The following is a 19,655-nucleotide window of genomic DNA, read 5'->3' as shown; positions in this document are numbered from 1 at the left end:
GGCAGACTACATCAGGTATTGCGCAGGGTGCGGCTGTGGCTGTGAACCGCGTCCACCATGGCCGCCACCGACTCCGGCGGGGTGAACTGCGAAATGCCGTGGCCCAGGTTGAAAACGTGGCCGGTGTCGTGCCTGCCGTAGGCGTTGAGCACCTTGACCACCTCGGCGCGGATCTGGTCCGGCTCGGCGAACAGGATGGCCGGGTCCAGATTGCCCTGCAGGGCGACCTTGTCGCCCACCAGCGCGCGGATCTTGCCCAGGTTGGCAGTCCAGTCCAGGCCGATGGCGTCGGCGCCGGTGGCGGCGATTTCCTCGGCCCAGTGGCCGCCGCCCTTGGTGAAGACGATGGCGGGGATCTTCACGCCGTCCTTTTCACGCTTGAGCAGGGACACCACCTGGCGCATGTATTGCAACGAGAACTCCTGGAAGGCGCCGTCGGCCAGCGCGCCGCCCCACGAGTCGAACACCATCACTGCCTGGGCGCCGGCGTCGATCTGGGCGTTCAGGTAGTCCGCCACCGACTGCGCGTTGATGGACAGGAGGCGGTGCATCAGGTCCGGACGGCTGTACAGCATCTTTTTGATCGTGTGGAACTCGCGCGAGCCCTCGCCCTCCACCATGTAGCAGGCCAGCGTCCACGGGCTGCCGGAGAAGCCGATCAGCGGCACGCGGCCATTCAGCTCGGTGCGGATCTGGGTCACGGCCTTGAACACGTAGTCCAGCGAGCCCGGTTCGGGCGCGCGCAGCGCCAGCACGTCCTCCTCGGTGCGCAGCGGGCGGTCGAACTTCGGGCCCTCGCCCTCCACGAAGCGCAGGCCCAGGCCCATGGCGTCCGGCACGGTCAGGATGTCCGAGAACAGGATGGCCGCGTCCAGCGGATAGCGGTCGATGGGCTGCAGCGTGACCTCGGTGGCCAGGTCGGGATTGGTGGCCAGGCCCATGAAGGAACCGCCTATGGCGCGGGTGGCGCGGTACTCGGGCAGATACCGCCCGGCCTGGCGCATCAGCCAGACTGGCGTGTACTCGGTCGGCTGGCGCAGCAGCGCGCGCAGGAAGGTGTCGTTCTTCAGCGGGGCGAATTGTGGCATGGAAGGCAATCCAAAGGCGGAATAAAGGAGCTATTATCGCATCCCGCACGGGCTTTTTTACGCATGGCCCCGCGCGTATCTGTATCATTCAGCCGATATTCCATGGAGCGCAGACGATGTCCAACCCGCAGCAGTCCCATACCAACGCCGCGCCGTTTGGCGCCTGGGCCTCCCCCATCAGCGCCGCCCTGGTGGCGGCGGGCGCCACGCCGCTGTCCCAGCTCGCGCTGGGCGCGGACGGCGACGTCTATTGGCTGGCCGGCCGCGCCAGCGAGGCGGGACGCAACACGCTGCTGCGCCGCCACGGCGGCCGCACCGATGAATTGACGCCGGTCCCGCTCAATGTGCGCAGCCGCGTGCATGAATACGGCGGCGGCGCCTACGCGGTCGATGGCGACACCGTCTATTTCTCGCATTTCGCCGACAACCGCCTGTATCGCAAGGACGGCGGCGCCGAGGCGACGCCGTTCACCGCGGCGGGCCGCCAGCGTTTCGCCGATTTCGTGGTGGACCGCGCGCGCGGCCGCCTGGTCGCGGTGCGCGAGCAGCATCCCGAAGACCAGGCCTCCCACGCGCAACCGGTCAACACGCTGTGCGCGGTCGGCTTCGACGGCGCCGAGACCGTGCTGGCGCAAGGGCACGACTTCTACGCCGCCCCGCGCCTGTCGCCGGACGGCCGCATGCTGGCCTGGCTGAGCTGGGACCATCCGCGCATGCCGTGGCAGGGCACGGAGCTGTGGCTGGCCGCCGTGCGGGACGACGGCGCGCTGGACGCGCCGCTGCTGGTGGCGGGCGGCCCGGAAGAGGCCATTTGCCAGCCGGAGTGGGCGCCGGACGGCTCGCTGTATTTCGTGTCCGACCGCGGCGGATGGTGGAATCTGTACCGCCACGCCGGGGGCGGCGCGCGGCCGGTGTGCCCGATGGAGGCCGAATTCGGCTCGCCGCACTGGGTGTTCGGCAATTCCATGTACGGCTTCGCGTCGGCGCGCGAAATCGTCTGCACCTATATAGAGCAGGGCGTGAGCCGCCTGGCGCGGCTGGATGTGGACAGCGGCGCGCTGTCGCCCATCGCCGTGCCCTACGAGGAGATCCGCGAACTGCGCGCGGGGCCGGGCTTTGTCGCCGTGCTGGCGGGCAGCCCCACCATTCCGCTGGAACTGGCGCGCATCGACCTGTCCAGCGGCGAGCTGGAAGTGCTGGCGCACTCGATCGCCGACACGCCGGCGCTGGGCTACCTGTCCGTCCCGCAAAGCATCAGCTACGCCAGCGCGGGCGGCCGCACCGCGCACGCCTTCTTCTATCCGCCGCAAAACCAGGACGTGCGCGCCCCCGAGGGCGGCAAGCCGCCCGTGATCGTCATCAGCCACGGCGGCCCGACCAGCATGACGGTCAACACGCTCAAGCTGGCCACGCAGTACTGGACCAGCCGCGGCTTCGGCGTGCTGGACGTGAACTACGGCGGCAGCACCGGCTTCGGCCGCGCCTACCGCAACGCGCTCAAGGGCCAGTGGGGCGTCGTCGACGTGGAGGACTGCATCGCCGGCGCGCGCCACCTGGCCGAACGCGGCATGGCCGACGCCGACCGCCTGATCATCCGCGGCGGCAGCGCCGGCGGCCTGACCACGCTGTGCGCGCTGACCTTCCACGACGTGTTCAAGCTGGGCGCCAGCTACTACGGCGTGTCCGACCTGAAGGGCCTGGACCAGGACTCGCACAAGTTCGAGTCGCACTACAACGAATACCTGATCGCCCCCGCCGGCGAGGCGGACGCCGTCTACCAGGCGCGCTCCCCCATCAACCACACGGACCGCCTGGCGCGTCCCATGATCTTCTTCCAGGGCCTGGACGACAAGGTGGTGCCGCCGCAGCAGTCCGAAATGATGGTGCGGGCGCTGAAGGCGCGCGGCGTGCCGGTGGCCTATGTGCCGCTGGAGGGCGAGGGCCACGGCTTCCGCAAGGCCGAGAACATCGTCCGCACGCTGGAGGCGGAACTGTACTTCTACCAGCGCATGTTCGGCCTGCACGACGCCGCCGCGCCGGCGCCGGTGGACATCCATAACCTGTAGAAAATAGCACATGACGGACCAGCAACTGCTCGCCGAATTCGAGGCGCTCGCCGCCGACGAGAAAATCATCCTGGCGCTGCTCGCGCTGATCGGCGAGGCCACCGGCCGCACCGCGATACTGGACCTGCTCAACAAGGCCGGCGTGCGCGACGCGCGCGGCTTCATGTTCAACGTGAACACGCTGGACGAGCCGCTGCTCAAGCTGGAGCGGCTGGCCTTCGTCAGCGTGCTGACGGCGCGCGGCTACATGTGCAACACCAAGCTGCGCTGGCCGGCCATCCGCGCCGCCATCGGCGCCCACGTGCTGGGCGACCTGTGCGCCGCGCACGACGCGCTGCATCCGATGCGCCAGGGCTGGAACGGCGCGCCGGAGCCGCGCAGCTACCGCCAGGGCGTGGCGCGCCTGCGCATGGCGCTGCTGCGCGGCCAGGCGCCGCAGCAGGTGCTGCCGTTGCTGCAGGCCTGCATGGCCTGCTACGAGGCGGCGCAGCTGCACCCCATCGTCGACATCTTCACCCGCCCGTTCGAGCCGGGCATGCTGATCCTGGTGCACCCGCTGCTGCTGGACGACGTGCTGATGCTGCTGTTGCAGCACTGCCAGCGCGAACCGTCGCTGGCGCCGGGCGTGCGCGGCTTCACGGAGCGCCACTGCCAGCGCCGCATCGCCAAGAACGAATACATCAGCGACGCGCTGCGCCTGGCGCTGGCGGAGGACGCCATCCTGTGCGGCGAGCTGAAACAGGGCGCCACCTGGCTGGAGGGCATGGACGGCTCGCTGGCGCAGTTCTTCCGCAGCGTGATCGTGCTGCTGCGCGGCGATTCGGAGAACGCATTGGACAACTCATTGGAGAAGTCCCTGGCCGGCTTCGAGGGCGCGCTGAAAACGCTGCGCCGCGACACCGGCAAGCGCAAGATGCTGTTCCGCGGCATGGGCGGCCACCTGTACGTGCTGGCCCTGCTGCGCAGCGCCGACCCCAAGATGCAGAAGGCGGCCGAGAGCTACCTGGAGCTGGCGGTGCACACCCAGGCCAACCCGGACAGCACGGTGTACCAGCAACTGAGCATGCTGCGCCAGATCCGCGCCGGCACCATGCAGACCGACGTGGTGCTGTCGCGAGCCTGGGAAACCGGCATGCAGCCGCAGATGTTCCAGGCCCTGCTCTGGTTCTGGCTCTCGCTGCCGCAACTGGGGGACAAGCGCGAGCCGCTGCACGCGCTGGCGCAGCAGGCCGAAACGCTGGGCTACAAGTTCATCGCCGCGCAGGCCGCCAGCCTGCTGGGCCACCTTGGCGACGCCGACATGGCCACCCACGCGGCGGCGCTGCGCGAGCGCCTCGGCTTCGCCGACCTGACGGGATGGTTCGAGCGCCAGGAAGCCTGGCAGCGCCAGCTGACCGCGCTGATCAACCTGCAGCAGGCCGCGCCCGACGCGGCCGGCGGCGAGACGCGGCTGGTGTGGATGATCACCTACGACCCGCGCCACGGCGTCACCGAGATCGAGCCGCGCGAGCAGAAGCGCGACGCGCGCGGCGCCTGGGGCAAGGGACGCCCGCTGGCCCTGAAGCGCCTGCGCGAGGACGCGGCGCAGATGGAGTTCCTGACGCCGCAGGACATCCGCATCAGCAGCACCATCGCGCCGTCGCGCCAGGCCTATTCGTCCGGCCTGCGCTACGACATCGACCATGAACAGGCGGCGCTGGCGCTGGTCGGCCATCCGCACGTGTACTGGCTGGAAGCGCCGGACACCCGGGTGGAGCTGCTGCCCGGCGCGCCGGAACTGATGATACGGGCCGACGCGGGCCAGCTGCGCCTGACCCTGCAGCCGGCGCTGGACGACATCAACGCCGGCGTGGTGGTGGTGCGCGAGACGCCGACGCGGCTGCGCGTGGTGAGCATCGAGGAAGAGCACCGCCGCATCGCCGCCATCGTCGGCGACGGCCTGTCGGTGCCGCTGCACGCGGAGAAGCAGGTGCTGGAGGCCATCGGCGCGGTGTCGTCGCTGGTGACGGTGCAGTCGGACATCGGCGGCAGCGCGGGCAACGCGGAGCAGGTGGAGGCCGACACGCGCCTGCACGTGCACCTGTTCCCCTACCAGCAGGGCCTCAAGATGCAGATCCAGGTGCGCCCGCTGGCCGGGGGCGCCTACTACGCGCCCGGCAGCGGCGCGGAAAGCATGATCGCCGAGGTGGAGGGCAAACAGGTGCAGGCGCGCCGCCACCTGGCCGGGGAGCGCGACGCCGAGCGCGTGCTGGTGTCCCAATGCCCGGTGCTGGAACAGGCGGAGCAGGACCACGGCGAGTGGCTGCTGGGCCAGCCCGCGCTGTGCCTGCAGCTGCTGTCCGAACTGCAGGAGCTGCCGCTGGAACAGGTGGTGGTGGCCTGGCCAGAGGGCGAGCGCTTCCGCGTGACGCAGAAGGTCGGCGGCGGCCAGTTCCGCCTGAAGATACGCGGCGAGAAGGACTGGTTCGCGGCAAGCGGCGAGCTGCGGGTGGACGAGGGCCGCGTGATGGACCTGCGCTCGCTGCTGGAGCTGATGCAGGCCACCAAGGACCGCTTCGTGGCGCTGGGCGACAACCAGTTCCTGGCGCTGACCGAGGAGCTGCACCGCCGCCTGCGCGAGCTGCAGGCCTTCGGCGTGGAGAGCGCGGACGGCGTGCGCATCCACCCGCTGGCGACCTTCGCGCTGGAGGAGCTGGCCGGCGAGGCGGGCGCGGTGGAGGCCGATCCGGCCTGGGTCGCGCACCTGGCGCGGCTGGAGGCCAGCACCGCCTTCACGCCGCGGCTGCCCAGCACCCTGCAGGCCGAGCTGCGCGACTACCAGCGCGACGGCTACGACTGGCTGTCGCGCCTGGCCCACTGGGGCGTGGGCGCCTGCCTGGCCGACGACATGGGCCTGGGCAAGACGCTGCAGGCGCTGGCGCTGATCCTGTCGCGCGCGCCGCAAGGCCCGGCGCTGGTGATCGCGCCCACCTCGGTGTGCCTGAACTGGGCCAGCGAGGCGGCGCGCTTCGCCCCCACGCTGAACGTGAAGATGTTCGGCACCGGCGACCGCGCCGGGACGCTGTCGAACGCCGGCGCCTTCGACCTGGTGATCGCCAGCTACGGCCTGCTGCAGCAGGACGCCGAGCGTTTCGCCGGCGTGCACTGGCACACCATCGTGCTGGACGAGGCGCAGGCCATCAAGAACGGCGCCACCAAGCGCTCGCAGGCCGTGATGGCGCTGCGCGGCGACTTCCGCATGGTGGCCACCGGCACGCCGCTGGAGAACCACCTGGGCGAGCTGTGGAACCTGTTCCGCTTCATCAATCCGGGCCTGCTGGGCGGCATCGAGCAGTTCAACCTGCGCTTCGCCGGGCCGATCGAAAAACAGCAGGACCACCGCGCCGAGGTGGGCGCGCGCCAGCGGCTGCGCCGCCTGATCGGCCCCTTCATCCTGCGCCGCACCAAGACGCAGGTGCTGAAGGAGCTGCCGTCGCGCACCGAGATCGTGCTGGAGGTGGACCTGTCGCAGCAGGAGAAGGAGTTGTACGAGTCGCTGCGGCGCGAGGCGCTGGAGAGCCTGGCGCAGGTGGAGGGGCCGCCGGAGAAGAAGTCGATCCAGATCCTGGCCGAGATCATGAAGCTGCGGCGCGCCTGCTGCAACCCCAACCTGGTGGCGCCGGGCCTGAACCTGGCCAGCAGCAAGCTGGCGGCGTTTGCGCACCTGCTCGAGGGCCTGCTGGAGAACCGCCACAAGGTGCTGGTGTTCAGCCAGTTCGTCGACCACCTGACGCTGATACGGGCGCACCTGGACCGCAACGGCATCGCCTACCAGTACCTGGACGGCGCGACGCCGATGGCGGCGCGCAAGCAGCGGGTGGACGCCTTCCAGGCCGGCGAGGGCGACGTCTTCCTCATCAGCCTGAAGGCGGGCGGCATGGGCATCAACCTGACGGCGGCCGACTACGTGATCCACATGGACCCGTGGTGGAATCCGGCGGTGGAGGACCAGGCCTCGGACCGGGCCCACCGCATGGGCCAGTTGCGGCCGGTGACCATCTACCGGCTGGTGGCGCGCCACACCATCGAGGAGGGCATCGTCGACCTGCACCAGCACAAGCGCGACCTGGCCGACAGCCTGCTGGACGGCAGCGACATGTCGGCCCGCATGTCGTCGCAGGAGATGCTGGCGATGCTGCAGGAAGGCTTGCGCTAGCGCCGCGCCGGGGGTTTGCGTCCGGCCGGCAAGCTGGCGCGGGTTCCGCCGCGCCGGGACTATGATGACCCTGGAAGGAGACCATCATGGCCGATACCTTGTTACGTGTTTTCGACAGTTTCGATGTCGCCCAGCAAGCCCGCAGCGCGCTGATCGCCGCCGGGCTGCCAGAGTCGGCGCTGCAGATGCGCCCCCAGGAGGACGACGGCGGCCCGCCGCGGGGCGACTTCGTGGCCGATGCGGCGCAAAAGCCCGCGCCGCGCCGGGACGCGCCCAACCGGCAGTCCAGCCAGTCCGAACCGCGCGGCCCGGCGCCGCGCGACACCTGCCTGCTGATCGTGACGGTGCAGGACGAGGGGCAGCGCGCCGTGGCCGAGCAGGTGCTGGTGCGGCTGGCGCGCGGCGACCGGCCGGACAGCCGGCGCGCGCCGCCCTGAACCGTGGCTGAAAAAGCCCCAAAAACGGGCCGATCCATGTAATCATTCCGCTTTTGCCATTCCGGAAAGAGCACATGGAAGAAGACAACGCCTCCCGCCCCGCCGGCCACGGCACCCTGCTGTGCGTGAAATCCTGGACAGCCTACCTGAACGTGCTGCTGATGGCGGTGCTGCTGTTCGGCTTCGCGCTGCCGCTGTCGTTCCGCCACTCGGAGCTGGCCGCCGGCGCCGTGATGGCGGTGTCCGCCGTGCTGGTGGGCTACCGCGTGCTGTCCATCCGCAGCGTGCAGCTGTACTACGACGACGTCGGCGTCTGGCTGTATTCCGGCATCCTGCCCTGGACCAGGGGCGTGCAGGGCGTGAAATGGCGCGACATGGACGAGGCCAGCTTCGTGCAGTCGTTCTGGAGCTGGCTGTTCCGCTCGTATTCGATCCGCATCGGCCACCGCTACACCAAGGCCAGCGAAATCCTGCTGACGCGCATGGCGAACGGCAAGGACGCCGTGGCCAGGCTGAACGCCCACCACCAGAAGCTGATCCGCGACAACGTCATCAACTGAGCCCGCGGCGCCGCCCGGCGCGGCCCGTTGCCGGGTGTAACAGGCTGCGCAAGCGGACTGAATAGTGATAATCTCGCACGCTGCACCCTGTGGCGCCCGCCTATGAGGTCAGGCGCACGGATTACTCACAAGGCTGAATTCCATGATCAAAACCAATATTGCGCTCGCCGCAATCCTGGCCTGCTTCGCACTGTCGCCGGCCGCCGCCAAGCCGGCCGAGAAGGCCAAATCCAGCAAGTCCAGCAAATCCCCGTCCAAATCGCCGGCCAAATCGACGGCCAAATCCGGCAAGGCCGCCAAGCCAGCCAAGGGCGGTGACGGCAAGAAAAACACCGGCAAGGGCGCCGCCGCGGCCGCCGCCGGGACGGCCGCCGCCGCCACGTCGGCCGGCCCCGTCATCGCCCAGGCGCCCTCCGAGCGTCGCCAGGACCGCGCCATGGACGCGCTGTCCACCCAGTTCCTGGGCGCGCTGTGGCGCGTCGACCCCGAAACCGCCATCGCGGTGGGCAAGTACGAGACCGCCGCCACGCTCACCATACCCGACGCGGCGACCCGCGCCCGCCAGCTGGCCTTCATCGACGACTGGCTGGGCCGCTTCGGCAAGATCGACGCGCGCCAACTGTCGCCCAAGCAGCGCACCGACCTGGCGCTGCTGGTCAACAAGCTCAATTCGGACCGCTGGTATCTGGGCACTTTCCGCGAATACGAGTGGAACCCGGCGCTGTACAACATCGCCAGCCCGATCGACTTCGTGCTCAACACCGAATACGCGGCCAAGCCGCAGCGCCTGCGCACCCTGCTCAAGCGCATCGCCGGCGTGCCGGCCTATTACGAGGCGGCGCGCGCCACCATCAACAACCCCACCCGCGAGCACACGCAGCTGGCCATCGCCCAGGCGCCCGGCGTGCTGGCCGTGCTGGCGGACCTGGACAAGGCGGCGCAGGCCTCCATTCTCACGACGATCGAGAAACAGCTGTTCGCGCAGCGCATCGGCCAGGCCAGGGCCGCCGTGGAGGGCTACGCCGCCTGGCTGACGGAGCAGGACAAGGCCATGGCAATGACGGGCGGCGGGCGCTCCTTCCGCATCGGCAAGGAGCTGTACGAGGCGAAATTCGCCTTCGACATCCAGGCCGGCGGCACCGGCGAGCAGACCTACCAGAAGGCGCTGGCGGCGCGCGAGCAGCTGCTGGCCAATATGGAGCGGCTGACCGACGAGCTGTGGCCCAAATACCTGTACGACAAGGCCAAGCCGGCCGACCGCACCGCCAAGATCGGCATGATGATCGACCTGCTGTCGGCCAACCACGTCAAGCGCGAGGACTTCTTCCCCGAGATCCGCCGCCAGATTCCCGTGCTGCAGGACTGGGTGGTCAAGCACGACCTGCTGACGCTGGACCCGAACAAGCCGCTGGAGGTGCGTGAGACGCCGGCCTACCAGCGCGGCGTGGCCGGCGCCAGCATCGAGGCGCCCGGCCCCTACCGCGCGCAGGACCGCACGTATTACAACGTGACGCCGCTGGACGGCGAGACGCCGGAACAGGCCGAGAGCAGCCTGCGCGAGTACAACCACTGGATATTGCAGATCCTGAACATCCACGAGGCGATCCCGGGCCACTACGCGCAGCTGGTGTACTCCAACAAGTCGCCGTCGATCGTCAAGTCCATCTTCGGCAACGGCGCGATGGTGGAGGGCTGGGCGGTGTACGGCGAGCGCATGATGCTGGAATCGGGCTACGGCGACAACGCGCCCGAGATGTGGCTGATGTATTCGAAGTGGAGTCTGCGCAGCGTGACCAACACCATCCTCGACTACAGCGTGCACGTGCTGGGCATGCAGCAGGCCGAGGCGATGGACCTGCTGACGCGGCAGGCCTTCCAGACCCAGCGCGAGGCGGCCGAGAAATGGCGCCGCGCGCAGCTGACGTCGGTGCAGTTGGCCAGCTACTTCAGCGGCTACAGCGAGATCATGGAGCTGCGCGAGGAGCGCAAGCAGGCGCTGGGCGGCAAATTCGTGCTGAAGGACTTCCACGAGAAGTTCCTCGGCTACGGCAGCGCGCCGGTGCGGGTGATACGGGAGTTGATGCAATAAAAAGAAAAAAGGGGTCAGGTTCGGTATTTTTTTAATACCGAACCTGACCCCTTTTTTCTTTGTTAGACCGTTTCTTCCGGCGGCGCCTGCGTCGCCTTGACGAAGACGGGCGCGATCAACAGGCCCAGTTCGAACAGGATCCACATCGGGATCGCCAGCGAGAACTGGCTGACCACGTCCGGCGGCGTGACGATGGCGGCGATCACGAAGGCGCCCACCACCACGTAGGGCCGCACGTCCTTCAGCTTGGCCACCGAGACGATGCCCATGCGCACCAGCACCACCACCACCACCGGCACCTCGAAGGTGCAGCCGAAGGCCAGACACATGGACATGACGAAGTCGAGGTAGTTCTCGATGTCCGGCGTGACGGCGATGGACTGCGGCGAGAATTCGCTGATGAAGCTGAACACGCGCCCGAACACGAAGAAGTAGCAGAACGCCACGCCGGCGGCGAACAGCAGCGAGGACGAGATCACCAGCGGCGCCACCAGGCGCTTCTCGTGCGTGTACAGGCCGGGCGCGATGAAGGCCCAGGCCTGGTACAGCACCCACGGCAGCGCCAGGATGAAGGCGATCATCAGGGTCACCTTCATCGGCACCAGGAAGGGCGAGATGACGCCGGTGGCGATCATCTTCGAGCCGACCGGCAGCGAATTGATCATCGGCTGGGCGATGATGTCGTAGATCCGGGACGGGCCCGGCCACGCCATCAGCAGCCCGCACATGACGACGATCCCGATCGACGCCTTGACCAGCCGGTTGCGCAGTTCGATCAGGTGCGAGATAAAGGTTTCTTCAACCGGGGTTTGTTCACTCATTTAATAAAACGATGCTGGAGTTTTGCCGCCGGGACGGTGGCGGGCGACGCGCGCCGCGCCGGATGTGACGTGCATGCGGGTGCCGTTGCGCTGCTTGTACCAGGCCGGCACGGACGAGGTGCGCAGCAGCCGCTTGCGGCGGAACTCCTTGGCCTTGCGCGCCAGGTGCTCGGTGCTGGCCGGCGCCTGGGCGTGCGCGTAGGCGTCGTGCGAGCCGTCGTCGCCGCCGCGCCAGGCGTCCTCCACGTCCTGCATGTTCTTGGTGAGGGAGTTTTCGACGTCGTTCTTGACCGACTCCGCCGTCTCCTTCACCTCCTTGTGCAGGTTGCGCAGTTCCTCCAGCTCGATTTCGCGGCTGACCTCGGACTTCACCTCATGCAGGTAGCGCTGGGCGCGGCCGTACAGGGTCCCGGCCATGCGCGCCACCTTGGGCAGCTTTTCGGGGCCGATCACCACCAGCGCGACCACGCCGATGATGGCAAGTTTGGAGAGACCGAGATCGATCATGGCGTGTCAGCCGACATGGCCAGCGGGGCCAGGCGAAAAGCCCGCACCTTAGAACTTGCTCTTCTCTTTGGCTTCGACGTCGATGGTGCTCTTGTCGGCCACCTGCTGCGTCGGAGCGCCGGGCGCGGCGGTCGGCGCGGCGGCGCTGTCGTCGCCCTTCACGCCATCCTTGAAGCCCTTCACGGCCTTGCCGACGTCCGAACCGATGTTGCCCAGTTTCTTGGTGCCGAAAACCAGGATCACGATGACCAGTACCACCACCCAATGCCAGACGCTAAAAGAACCCATCATTTTCCCCTTGGCGGACGCGCGCGTCCAAAATACGGTTAATCAAGACAGTATACGCGATGCGCGCCCGTCATGTGCTTGTCATGTTGTAGTGAAGAAATTACCGCTGCACCCGCCATGGATGGGGGCCGCCGATCACGTGCAGGTGCAGGTGGTAGATCTCCTGGCCGCCGTCCGGACCGCTGTTGATCAGGGTCTTGTAGCCGCCGGTGGGCGCGCCGTCCTCGTCCTGGCCGACCGCGCAGCCGTGCTCCTCCGCCAGGCGGGGCGCCAGCGCCAGCATCTTGCCCAGCAGCGGGGCCTGGCCGGCGGTGCAGTCCGACAGCGTGGAGATGTGGGTTTTCGGGATCACCAGCAGGTGCACGGGCGCGTGCGGGTGGATGTCCTTGAAGGCCAGCAGTTCCTCGTCTTCATAGACGATGGTCGAGGGGATTTGCTTCTTGGCGATTTTGCAAAACAGGCAGTTATCCACTACGGTTTCCTATCAGTTCTTGGTCGCTATTTATCAGCGGGCAGCGCGGCGCCGGCCGGTTCGTCCTTGCGCGCCGCTTTTTCCTCGATGCCGGACATGCCCTCGCGCCGCGCCAGTTCATCCAGTACTTGTTGCGGGGTCAAATCGAATTGCGCCAGCATCACCAGTGAATGGAACCACAAGTCGGCGCATTCGTACAGCACTTTGCTGCTGTCGCCGCCGTGGCGGGCGTCCTTGGCCGCCATCACCGCCTCGGTGGCCTCCTCGCCGACCTTTTTCAGGATGGCGTCGTCGCCCTTGGCGAACAGCCGCGCCACATAGGAGGTGGCGGGGTCGCCGCCGTTGGCGGGCTTGCGCGATTCGATGATGTCGGCGAGCCGGTCCAGGATGGTGCTCATTTGTTCTTCGCTTCCGTATAAATCGTGGACGGGTCCTTCAGCACGGGCTCGCTGGCCTGCCAGTCGCCCTCTTTGGCGTCGCCGTCGAACTTGTTGAAGAAGCACGAGTGGCGGCCGGTGTGGCAGGCGATGCCGCCGGCCTGCTCGATCGTCAGTAGCACCACGTCCTCGTCGCAGTCGAGGCGGATCTCCAGCACCTTTTGCGTGTGGCCGGACTCCTCGCCCTTGTGCCACAGCTTCTTGCGCGAGCGGCTCCAGTACACGGCCTCGCCCAGCTCCACCGTCTTGTACAGGGCGTCGCGGTTCATCCAGGCGAACATCAGCACGTGGTTGCTGCCCGCCTCCTGCGCGATCACCGGCACCAGGCCGTGTTCGTCCCACTTGATCTTGTTGAGCCACTTGGCCTTGGCCACGCTGGCCACCGGGTTCGGCATCATGATGTCCTTCCTTCTGTCAGAGCAGGCGCATGGGAATGCCCTGCTGCGCCATGAAGCGCTTGGCTTCCTGCACGGTGTGCTGGCCGTAGTGGAAGATGCTGGCCGCCAGCACCGCGTCCGCGCGGCCCAGCTTGACGCCGTCCGCGAGGTCCTGCAGGCCGCCGACGCCGCCCGAGGCGATCACCGGGATGCCGACCGCGTCCGAGACGGCGCGGGTCAAGCCCAGGTCGAAGCCGGACTTGGTGCCGTCGCGGTCCATGCTGGTCAACAGCAGTTCGCCCGCGCCCAGCGATTCCATTTTCCTGGCCCATTCGACGGCGTCCAGGCCCGTGGCGTTGCGGCCGCCGTGCGTGAACACCTCCCAGCGGCCGGGTTCGACCTGCTTGGCGTCGATCGCCACCACGATGCACTGCGAACCGTGCTTTTGCGAGGCGTCGAACACCAGTTGCGGGTTGGTCACCGCCGAGGTGTTCATGCTGACCTTGTCCGCGCCGGCGTTCAGCAGGCGGCGCACGTCCTCGACCCGGCGCACGCCGCCGCCCACGGTCAGCGGGATGAACACCTGCGAGGCGACCGCCTCGATGATGTCCAGGATCAGGCCGCGGTTGTCGGAGGACGCCGTGATGTCGAGGAAGGTCAGCTCGTCGGCGCCTTGCTCGTCGTAGCGGCGCGCGATCTCGACCGGGTCGCCGGCGTCGCGCAGCTCGGTGAAGTTGACGCCTTTGACGACGCGGCCATTGGTCACGTCCAGGCAGGGGATGATGCGTTTTGCAAGCATGGTGGGATCAGTCTTCCAGACTGCCTTCCGTCAGTTCGTCGGCGCGCAGTTGCGCCGAATTCAGGTCCAGCGTGCCCTCGTAGATCGAGCGGCCGCAAATGACGCCTTCGATGCCCTCGTCCTGCACCGCGCACAGCGCCTCCACGTCGGACAGGTTGTGCAGGCCGCCGGAGGCGATCACGGGGATCTTCACCGCCTGCGCCAGGCGCACGGTGGCCTCGATGTTGACGCCGCCCATCATGCCGTCGCGGCCGATGTCGGTGTAGATGATGGATTCGACGCCGTAGGCCTCGAACTTCTGCGCCAGGTCGATCACCTCGTGGCCGGACATCTTGCTCCAGCCGTCGGTGGCGACCTTGCCGTCCTTGGCGTCCAGGCCGACGATGATGTGGCCCGGGAAGGCGCCGCAGGCGTCGTGCAGGAAGCCGGGGCTCTTCACGGCGGCGGTGCCGATGATGACGTAGCTGATGCCGGCGTCAAGGTAGCGCTCGATGGTGTCGAGGTCGCGGATGCCGCCGCCCAGCTGGACGGGGATCTCGTCGATGTCGTTCTCCTCGGCGAACTCCTGCACCACCTTCAGGATGGCCTTGATCGCGCCCTCGTTCTTCGGCTTGCCGGCGAAGGCGCCGTTCAGGTCGACCAGGTGCAGGCGGCGCGCGCCCTGCTTCAGCCAATGCAGCGCCATGTCGGCCGGGTTGTCGGAAAATACAGTGGCGAGTTCCATATCGCCTTGTTTCAGGCGTACGCAGTGACCGTCTTTGAGGTCGATGGCAGGAATGAGCAGCATAGTGAGTGTGTGGGGTTGTCGAGAGGGTGTTTTATGGTTGCCAGTGAACGAAATTCTTGTACAGCTGCAAGCCCGCGCCGGCGCTTTTCTCCGGGTGGAATTGCGTGGCGAAGATGTTGTCGCGCGCCACCGCGCAGCAGAACGGGTCGCCGTAGACGGTTTCCCCGACCGCGTGTTCGGCGTTGGCCGGCCGCGCGTAGTAACTATGCACGAAATAGAAATACGCGTTGTCCGGGATGTCCGCCCACAGGGGATGGGACCGGCTTTGGCGCACTTGGTTCCAGCCCATTTGCGGCACCTTGAAGCGCGAACCGTCCTCCTGCAGCTTGCCGTCGAGCTGGAAACGCACGACTTTGCCGGGCAACAAGCCCAGGCCCTCGGCGTCGTTCTCCTCGGACGAGTCGAACAGCATCTGTTCGCCGATGCACACGCCCAGCATGGGCTTGGACTCGGACGCGCGCAGCACGGCGTCCATCAGGCCGGACTCGCGCAGGCCGCGCATGCAGTCGGCCATCGCGCCCTGGCCCGGCAGCACGATGCGCTCGGCGTCGGCGATGTCGCCTGCCACGCCGGAAATGCGCACGTCGGCCTCGGGCGCGACCGCGCGCAGGGCTTGCGCCACCGAGCGCAGATTGCCCACGCCGTAATCAACTACAACAATTTTCTTCATAGTGCCATTCAAGCAGAGACAACGGCGCCCGCGCAAGGGCATGGGCGCCGAATGTTGATTACAAGCTACCTTTGGTCGACGGGATGATGCCGGCGGCGCGCTCGTCCAGTTCCGTGGCCATGCGCAGCGCGCGGCCGAAGGCCTTGAACACGGTTTCGCACTGGTGGTGGGCGTTGGTGCCGCGCAGGTTGTCGATATGCAAAGTCACTTGCGCGTGGTTGACGAAGCCGCGGAAGAACTCCAGCGTCAGGTCGACGTCGAAGCCGGCGATCATGGCGCGGGTGAACGGGATGTGGTATTCGATGCCGGGACGGCCGGAAAAGTCGATCACCACGCGCGACAGCGCCTCGTCCAGCGGCACATAGGCGTGGCCGTAGCGGCGGATGCCCTTCTTGTCGCCGACGGCCTTGGCGAAGGCCATGCCCAGCGTGATGCCGACGTCCTCCACGGTGTGGTGGTTGTCGATGTGCACGTCGCCGGTGGCTTCGATGTCCAGGTCGATCAGGCCGTGGCGGGCGATCTGGTCCAGCATGTGGTCCAGGAAGGGCACGCCGGTGTTCAGCTTCTGCGCGCCGGTGCCGTCCAGGTTGATGGCGACGCGGACCTGGGTCTCGTTGGTGTTGCGGGTGATTTCTGCGGTGCGGTTCATGGAAAAACTCTAGCGGTGGTCTTAGGCTGCCTGCGACGCCTTGAAGGCGTCGAGGAAAGCGGCGTTCTCTTCCGGGGTGCTGACCGTGATACGCAGGCAATTGGACAGCACACTGTGCATTTTACCCACATTTTTGATTAACACCTTATGGGATAGCAGATAGGCGGTAGCGGCCTCCGCGTCCGGCACCCGGGCGAGGATGAAATTGCCGGCCGACGGGAACACGTGCACGCCGGGAATCGCGGCCAGCGCGGCGCTCAGCAGGGCGCGCTGTTCGCGCAGCACGGCGGCTTGTTCGTTCAGCACGGCGATGTGGTCGAGCGCGAATTCGGCGGCCACCTGGGTCAGCACGTTGACGTTGTAGGGCGGGCGCACCTTGTCGAACTGCTCCAGCAATTGCGGCGCGGCCGACATATAGCCCAGGCGGATGCCGGCCAGGCCCAGCTTGGACACGGTGCGCATGACGACCAGGTTGTCGAACTCCGGCAAGCGGTGCATGAAGCTCTTCTGCGCGAACGGCTCGTAGGCCTCGTCGACCACGGCGATGCCGGTGTCGCCCAGCGCGCGGATGATCTCGACCATGTCGTCCTCGTCGAACAGGTTGCCGGTCGGGTTGTTCGGGTAGGACAGGTAGACCAGCGCCGGCTTGTGCTCGGCGATGGCGGCCAGCATGGCGTCCTTGTCCAGCGTCAGGTCGTCCCTCACCGGCACGCCGACGAAGTCCATGCCCGCGAACTTGGCGGAACGGGCGTACATGACGAAGGTCGGCACGGGCGACAGCACGACCGCGCGGCGGTCCTGGTGGGCGCAAGCCATGTCGAGGATGGAAATCAGCTCGTCGGAGCCATTACCCAGTAAAACATCGTAGCCTTCGGGCACGCCAAGCTGTTGGCAAATGCGCGCCTTGAGGCTGGCGTAGGACGCGACCGGGTAACGGTTCAGCGCCACGTTGGCCAGACGGTTGGCCAGGTCGGTGGCCAGATGGTCGGGCAGCGGGTAGGGATTTTCCATCGCGTCCAGTTTGATGAAACCGCTCGCATCGGCGACGTGGTAGCCGGGCGTGGCCAGTACGTCGGAACGGATGGTGTTGCGGATGAGACTGTCGATGGACATCTTGCTGCACTCCTTCTAAATAGTGACTTCTTCGGGGGGCGCCTTTTTGGGCGACCGGCTTCGTTTGGGTTTGGCGGGTTTGGCGGCCGACGGCTTGGCCGCCGCTTTCCCGGCGGCGGGCTTTTTGGCGGCGGGCTTGGGGACGGCGGTTTTTTTGGCGGGCGGCTTGCCCGCCTCGGCGGCGATCACGCGCTCCGCCTCCAGCGCCACGTCCAGCGCGGCCAGGCGCTCGGCGATGACGGCGCAATAGTCCGGGTTCAGCTCGAAGCCGACGAAGCGGCGCCCGCAGCGGCGCGCGGCCAGCGCGGTGGTGCCGCTGCCCATGAACAGGTCCAGCACCACGCCGTCCGGCGGGCACGAGGCCTTGACCATGCGCTCGATGATCTCCAGCGGCTTCTGGGTCGGGTGGTCGACCCGCTCCGAGTGCTCGCGGTGCAGGCGCGACACGCTCCACACGTCCTTGGGGTTGTAGCCCACCTCCAACCATTTCGCGCCGATGAAGATGGAGCGCGAACGGGCCTTCTTGGTCTCCGCGTCGTAGGGGATGCGGACCGCGTCCAGGTCGAAATAGTAATCCTTGCGGCCGACGAAGAAGCCGACCGTGTCGTGCACCGACGAGTAGCTGCGCACGCTGCCGCCCATGGACGGCACGCGGCGGTCCCAGATGATTTCATTCATCATCGTCATGCGCTTTTTCAGCATGACGAAGATTTCCGGCGAAAAGCGCCAGGTCAGGAAGATGTACAGGCTGCCGTTCGGCTTGAGCTTGGGCAGCGCCGCGTCTATCCACTGCTCGGTCCAGCGCAGGTACTCCTCCACCGTCTGCTGGTCGGACGTGTTGCCGTAATCCTTGCCCAGGTTATAGGGCGGATCGGTGAGGATCAGATCGACGGAACCGTCCGGGATGCGCGCCAGTCCGGCCAGCGCATCCTCGCAATAGACCTGGTTTTGCCAGTCGCTCATGCGTCGGGGCTCACTTCGCCTTGATCCGCAGTTCGGCGCTGCGGGCGTGCGCCTGCAGGCCCTCGCCGTAGGCCAGTTCGGCGGCGACCTTGCCCAGCGTCTGCGCGCCGGCCTCGCTGACGAACAGGATGGACGAGCGCTTCTGGAAGTCGTACACGCCCAGCGGCGACGAGAAGCGCGCGGTGCGCGAGGTCGGCAGCACGTGGTTCGGGCCGCAGCAATAGTCGCCCAGCGACTCGGACGAGAAGCGCCCCAGGAACATGGCGCCCGCGTGGCGGATCTGGTCGGCCCACTGCTGCGGTTCGGCGGCGGAGATCTCCAGGTGCTCGGCGGCGATGCTGTTGGCGATGGCGCAGGCCTCGGCCATGTCGCGCACCTTCACCAGCGCGCCGCGGTCGGTCAGCGAGGTGCGGATCACGTCCTGGCGCGGCATGGTCGGCAGCAACCTGTTGATGCTCTCCTCCACCCTGGCGATGTAATCGGCGTCCGGGCACAGCATGATGGCCTGCGCCAGCTCGTCGTGCTCGGCCTGCGAGAACAGGTCCATGGCGACCCAGTCCGGGTCCGTGGTGCCGTCGCACACGATCAGGATCTCGGACGGTCCCGCGATCATGTCGATGCCGACGGTGCCGAACACGCGCCGCTTGGCCGAGGCCACATAGGCGTTGCCGGGGCCGACGATCTTGTCGACGGCGGCGATGGTCTCGGTGCCGTAGGCCAGCGCGCCGACCGCCTGCGCGCCGCCGATGGTGATCACGCGCGTCACGCCCGCGAGGGCCGCGGCGGCCAGCACCATCTGGTTCTTCACGCCGTCCGGCGTCGGCACCACCATGACGATTTCGCCCACGCCCGCGACCTGCGCGGGAATGGCGTTCATCAGCACCGACGACGGGTACGCCGCCTTGCCGCCCGGGACATAGATGCCCACGCGGTCCAGCGGCGTGATGCGCTGGCCCAGCACCGTGCCATCGGCCTCGGTGTAGCTGAAGCCCTGCAGTTCCCGCTTCTGGCGCTCGTGGAACACGCGGATGCGTTCGGCCGCCACTTCCAGGGCGGCGCGCTGCGCCTGCGGCAGCGCGTCCAGCGCGGCCCGCAGTTCGGCGACCGGCAGGTCCAGCACGTCCACCGAGGCGGCGCCGCCGTTCGGCAGGCGGTCGAAACGGTTGGTGTATTCCAGCACGGCGGCGTTGCCGCGCTTTTTCACGTCGGCCAGGATCTTGGCGACGGCGCCTTCGATGGCGTCGTCGGTGGACTCCTCGAAGGCCAGCAGCGCGTCCAGCGTCTGCTTGAAACCGGCGGCGGAGGAATCGAGTTTGCGTATCTGGAGTGTCATGTCG

At 67.5% G+C, this 19,655-nt stretch carries 19 protein-coding genes; 5 read left to right on the top strand and 14 right to left on the bottom strand.

Features of this window, described 5'->3' with window-relative positions:
* Window positions 1-11 precede the first annotated feature (11 nt).
* Window positions 12-1,088, bottom strand: coding sequence for a uroporphyrinogen decarboxylase (gene hemE, locus BM436_RS21585; protein WP_093557603.1), 1,077 nt, complete (start codon window positions 1,086-1,088; stop codon window positions 12-14).
* 116 nt (window positions 1,089-1,204) lie between these two features.
* Here hemE and BM436_RS21580 point away from each other — a divergent pair, with 116 nt between their 5' ends.
* From BM436_RS21580 to BM436_RS21560, 5 genes are all read left to right on the top strand, one after another.
* Window positions 1,205-3,154 carry a S9 family peptidase gene (locus BM436_RS21580; RefSeq protein WP_093557602.1) on the top strand — a complete coding sequence of 650 codons (1,950 nt, stop codon included), beginning with the start codon at window positions 1,205-1,207 and terminating at the stop codon, window positions 3,152-3,154.
* A gap of 10 nt (window positions 3,155-3,164) precedes the next feature.
* The gene (locus BM436_RS21575; RefSeq protein ID WP_093557601.1) at window positions 3,165-7,349 is read left to right on the top strand and encodes a DEAD/DEAH box helicase; all 4,185 of its coding nucleotides are present in this window, start codon (window positions 3,165-3,167) and stop codon (window positions 7,347-7,349) included.
* 86 nt (window positions 7,350-7,435) lie between these two features.
* A complete protein-coding gene (locus tag BM436_RS21570) occupies window positions 7,436-7,786 on the top strand; it encodes a hypothetical protein (RefSeq protein WP_093557600.1) in 351 nt (116 codons plus the stop codon).
* Window positions 7,787-7,860: 74 nt separating this feature from the next.
* A complete protein-coding gene (locus BM436_RS21565; protein WP_093557599.1) occupies window positions 7,861-8,346 on the top strand; it encodes a hypothetical protein in 486 nt (161 codons plus the stop codon).
* A gap of 142 nt (window positions 8,347-8,488) precedes the next feature.
* Window positions 8,489-10,435, top strand: a complete 1,947-nt coding sequence (locus BM436_RS21560; protein WP_093557598.1) for a DUF885 domain-containing protein — start codon at window positions 8,489-8,491, stop codon at window positions 10,433-10,435.
* Between the two features lie 62 nt (window positions 10,436-10,497).
* On the opposite strand, the gene tatC is transcribed toward BM436_RS21560, so the two are convergent.
* The 13 genes from tatC to hisD form a co-directional block, all read right to left on the bottom strand.
* Window positions 10,498-11,256, bottom strand: coding sequence for a twin-arginine translocase subunit TatC (gene tatC / locus BM436_RS21555; RefSeq protein WP_093557597.1), 759 nt, complete (start codon window positions 11,254-11,256; stop codon window positions 10,498-10,500).
* Window positions 11,257-11,763: a Sec-independent protein translocase protein TatB gene (gene tatB, locus BM436_RS21550; RefSeq protein ID WP_093557596.1), complete on the bottom strand. Its 507-nt coding sequence runs from the start codon at window positions 11,761-11,763 to the stop codon at window positions 11,257-11,259.
* A gap of 48 nt (window positions 11,764-11,811) precedes the next feature.
* On the bottom strand, window positions 11,812-12,051 hold the full coding sequence (gene tatA, locus BM436_RS21545) for a Sec-independent protein translocase subunit TatA (RefSeq protein ID WP_093557655.1): 240 nt from the start codon (window positions 12,049-12,051) through the stop codon (window positions 11,812-11,814).
* A gap of 100 nt (window positions 12,052-12,151) precedes the next feature.
* Complete coding sequence (locus BM436_RS21540; protein WP_093557595.1) at window positions 12,152-12,523, bottom strand: histidine triad nucleotide-binding protein; 372 nt, start codon at window positions 12,521-12,523, stop codon at window positions 12,152-12,154.
* Between the two features lie 26 nt (window positions 12,524-12,549).
* Window positions 12,550-12,921 (bottom strand): phosphoribosyl-ATP diphosphatase, encoded by a 372-nt coding sequence (locus BM436_RS21535; protein WP_093557594.1) that lies wholly within the window; start codon window positions 12,919-12,921, stop codon window positions 12,550-12,552.
* Window positions 12,918-13,355: a phosphoribosyl-AMP cyclohydrolase gene (hisI, locus tag BM436_RS21530; protein WP_093557654.1), complete on the bottom strand. Its 438-nt coding sequence runs from the start codon at window positions 13,353-13,355 to the stop codon at window positions 12,918-12,920. Before hisI ends, BM436_RS21535 begins: the two co-directional genes overlap by 4 nt.
* Before the next feature lie 19 nt (window positions 13,356-13,374).
* Window positions 13,375-14,136 carry an imidazole glycerol phosphate synthase subunit HisF gene (hisF, locus tag BM436_RS21525; protein WP_093557593.1) on the bottom strand — a complete coding sequence of 254 codons (762 nt, stop codon included), beginning with the start codon at window positions 14,134-14,136 and terminating at the stop codon, window positions 13,375-13,377.
* Between the two features lie 7 nt (window positions 14,137-14,143).
* Window positions 14,144-14,923 (bottom strand): 1-(5-phosphoribosyl)-5-[(5-phosphoribosylamino)methylideneamino]imidazole-4-carboxamide isomerase, encoded by a 780-nt coding sequence (gene hisA, locus BM436_RS21520; RefSeq protein WP_093557592.1) that lies wholly within the window; start codon window positions 14,921-14,923, stop codon window positions 14,144-14,146.
* 31 nt (window positions 14,924-14,954) lie between these two features.
* Entirely contained in the window at window positions 14,955-15,593 is a 639-nt protein-coding gene (hisH, locus tag BM436_RS21515) for an imidazole glycerol phosphate synthase subunit HisH (RefSeq protein WP_093557591.1), read from the bottom strand.
* A 58-nt stretch (window positions 15,594-15,651) separates the two neighbouring features.
* A complete protein-coding gene (hisB, locus tag BM436_RS21510; RefSeq protein WP_093557590.1) occupies window positions 15,652-16,242 on the bottom strand; it encodes an imidazoleglycerol-phosphate dehydratase HisB in 591 nt (196 codons plus the stop codon).
* A 21-nt stretch (window positions 16,243-16,263) separates the two neighbouring features.
* Window positions 16,264-17,355, bottom strand: a complete 1,092-nt coding sequence (hisC, locus tag BM436_RS21505) for a histidinol-phosphate transaminase (RefSeq protein WP_093557589.1) — start codon at window positions 17,353-17,355, stop codon at window positions 16,264-16,266.
* Window positions 17,356-17,370: 15 nt separating this feature from the next.
* The gene (locus BM436_RS21500) at window positions 17,371-18,318 is read right to left on the bottom strand and encodes a DNA-methyltransferase (protein WP_093557588.1); all 948 of its coding nucleotides are present in this window, start codon (window positions 18,316-18,318) and stop codon (window positions 17,371-17,373) included.
* A gap of 10 nt (window positions 18,319-18,328) precedes the next feature.
* Entirely contained in the window at window positions 18,329-19,651 is a 1,323-nt protein-coding gene (gene hisD / locus BM436_RS21495; RefSeq protein WP_093557587.1) for a histidinol dehydrogenase, read from the bottom strand.
* Window positions 19,652-19,655: the final 4 nt, after the last annotated feature.

Origin of the sequence: Pseudoduganella namucuonensis (assembly GCF_900116645.1) — a bacterium.
Taxonomy (GTDB): domain Bacteria; phylum Pseudomonadota; class Gammaproteobacteria; order Burkholderiales; family Burkholderiaceae_D; genus Rugamonas; species Rugamonas namucuonensis.
Note: the sequence above shows the minus strand (reverse complement) of the source record. Positions and strands in the feature narration are given on the sequence as shown.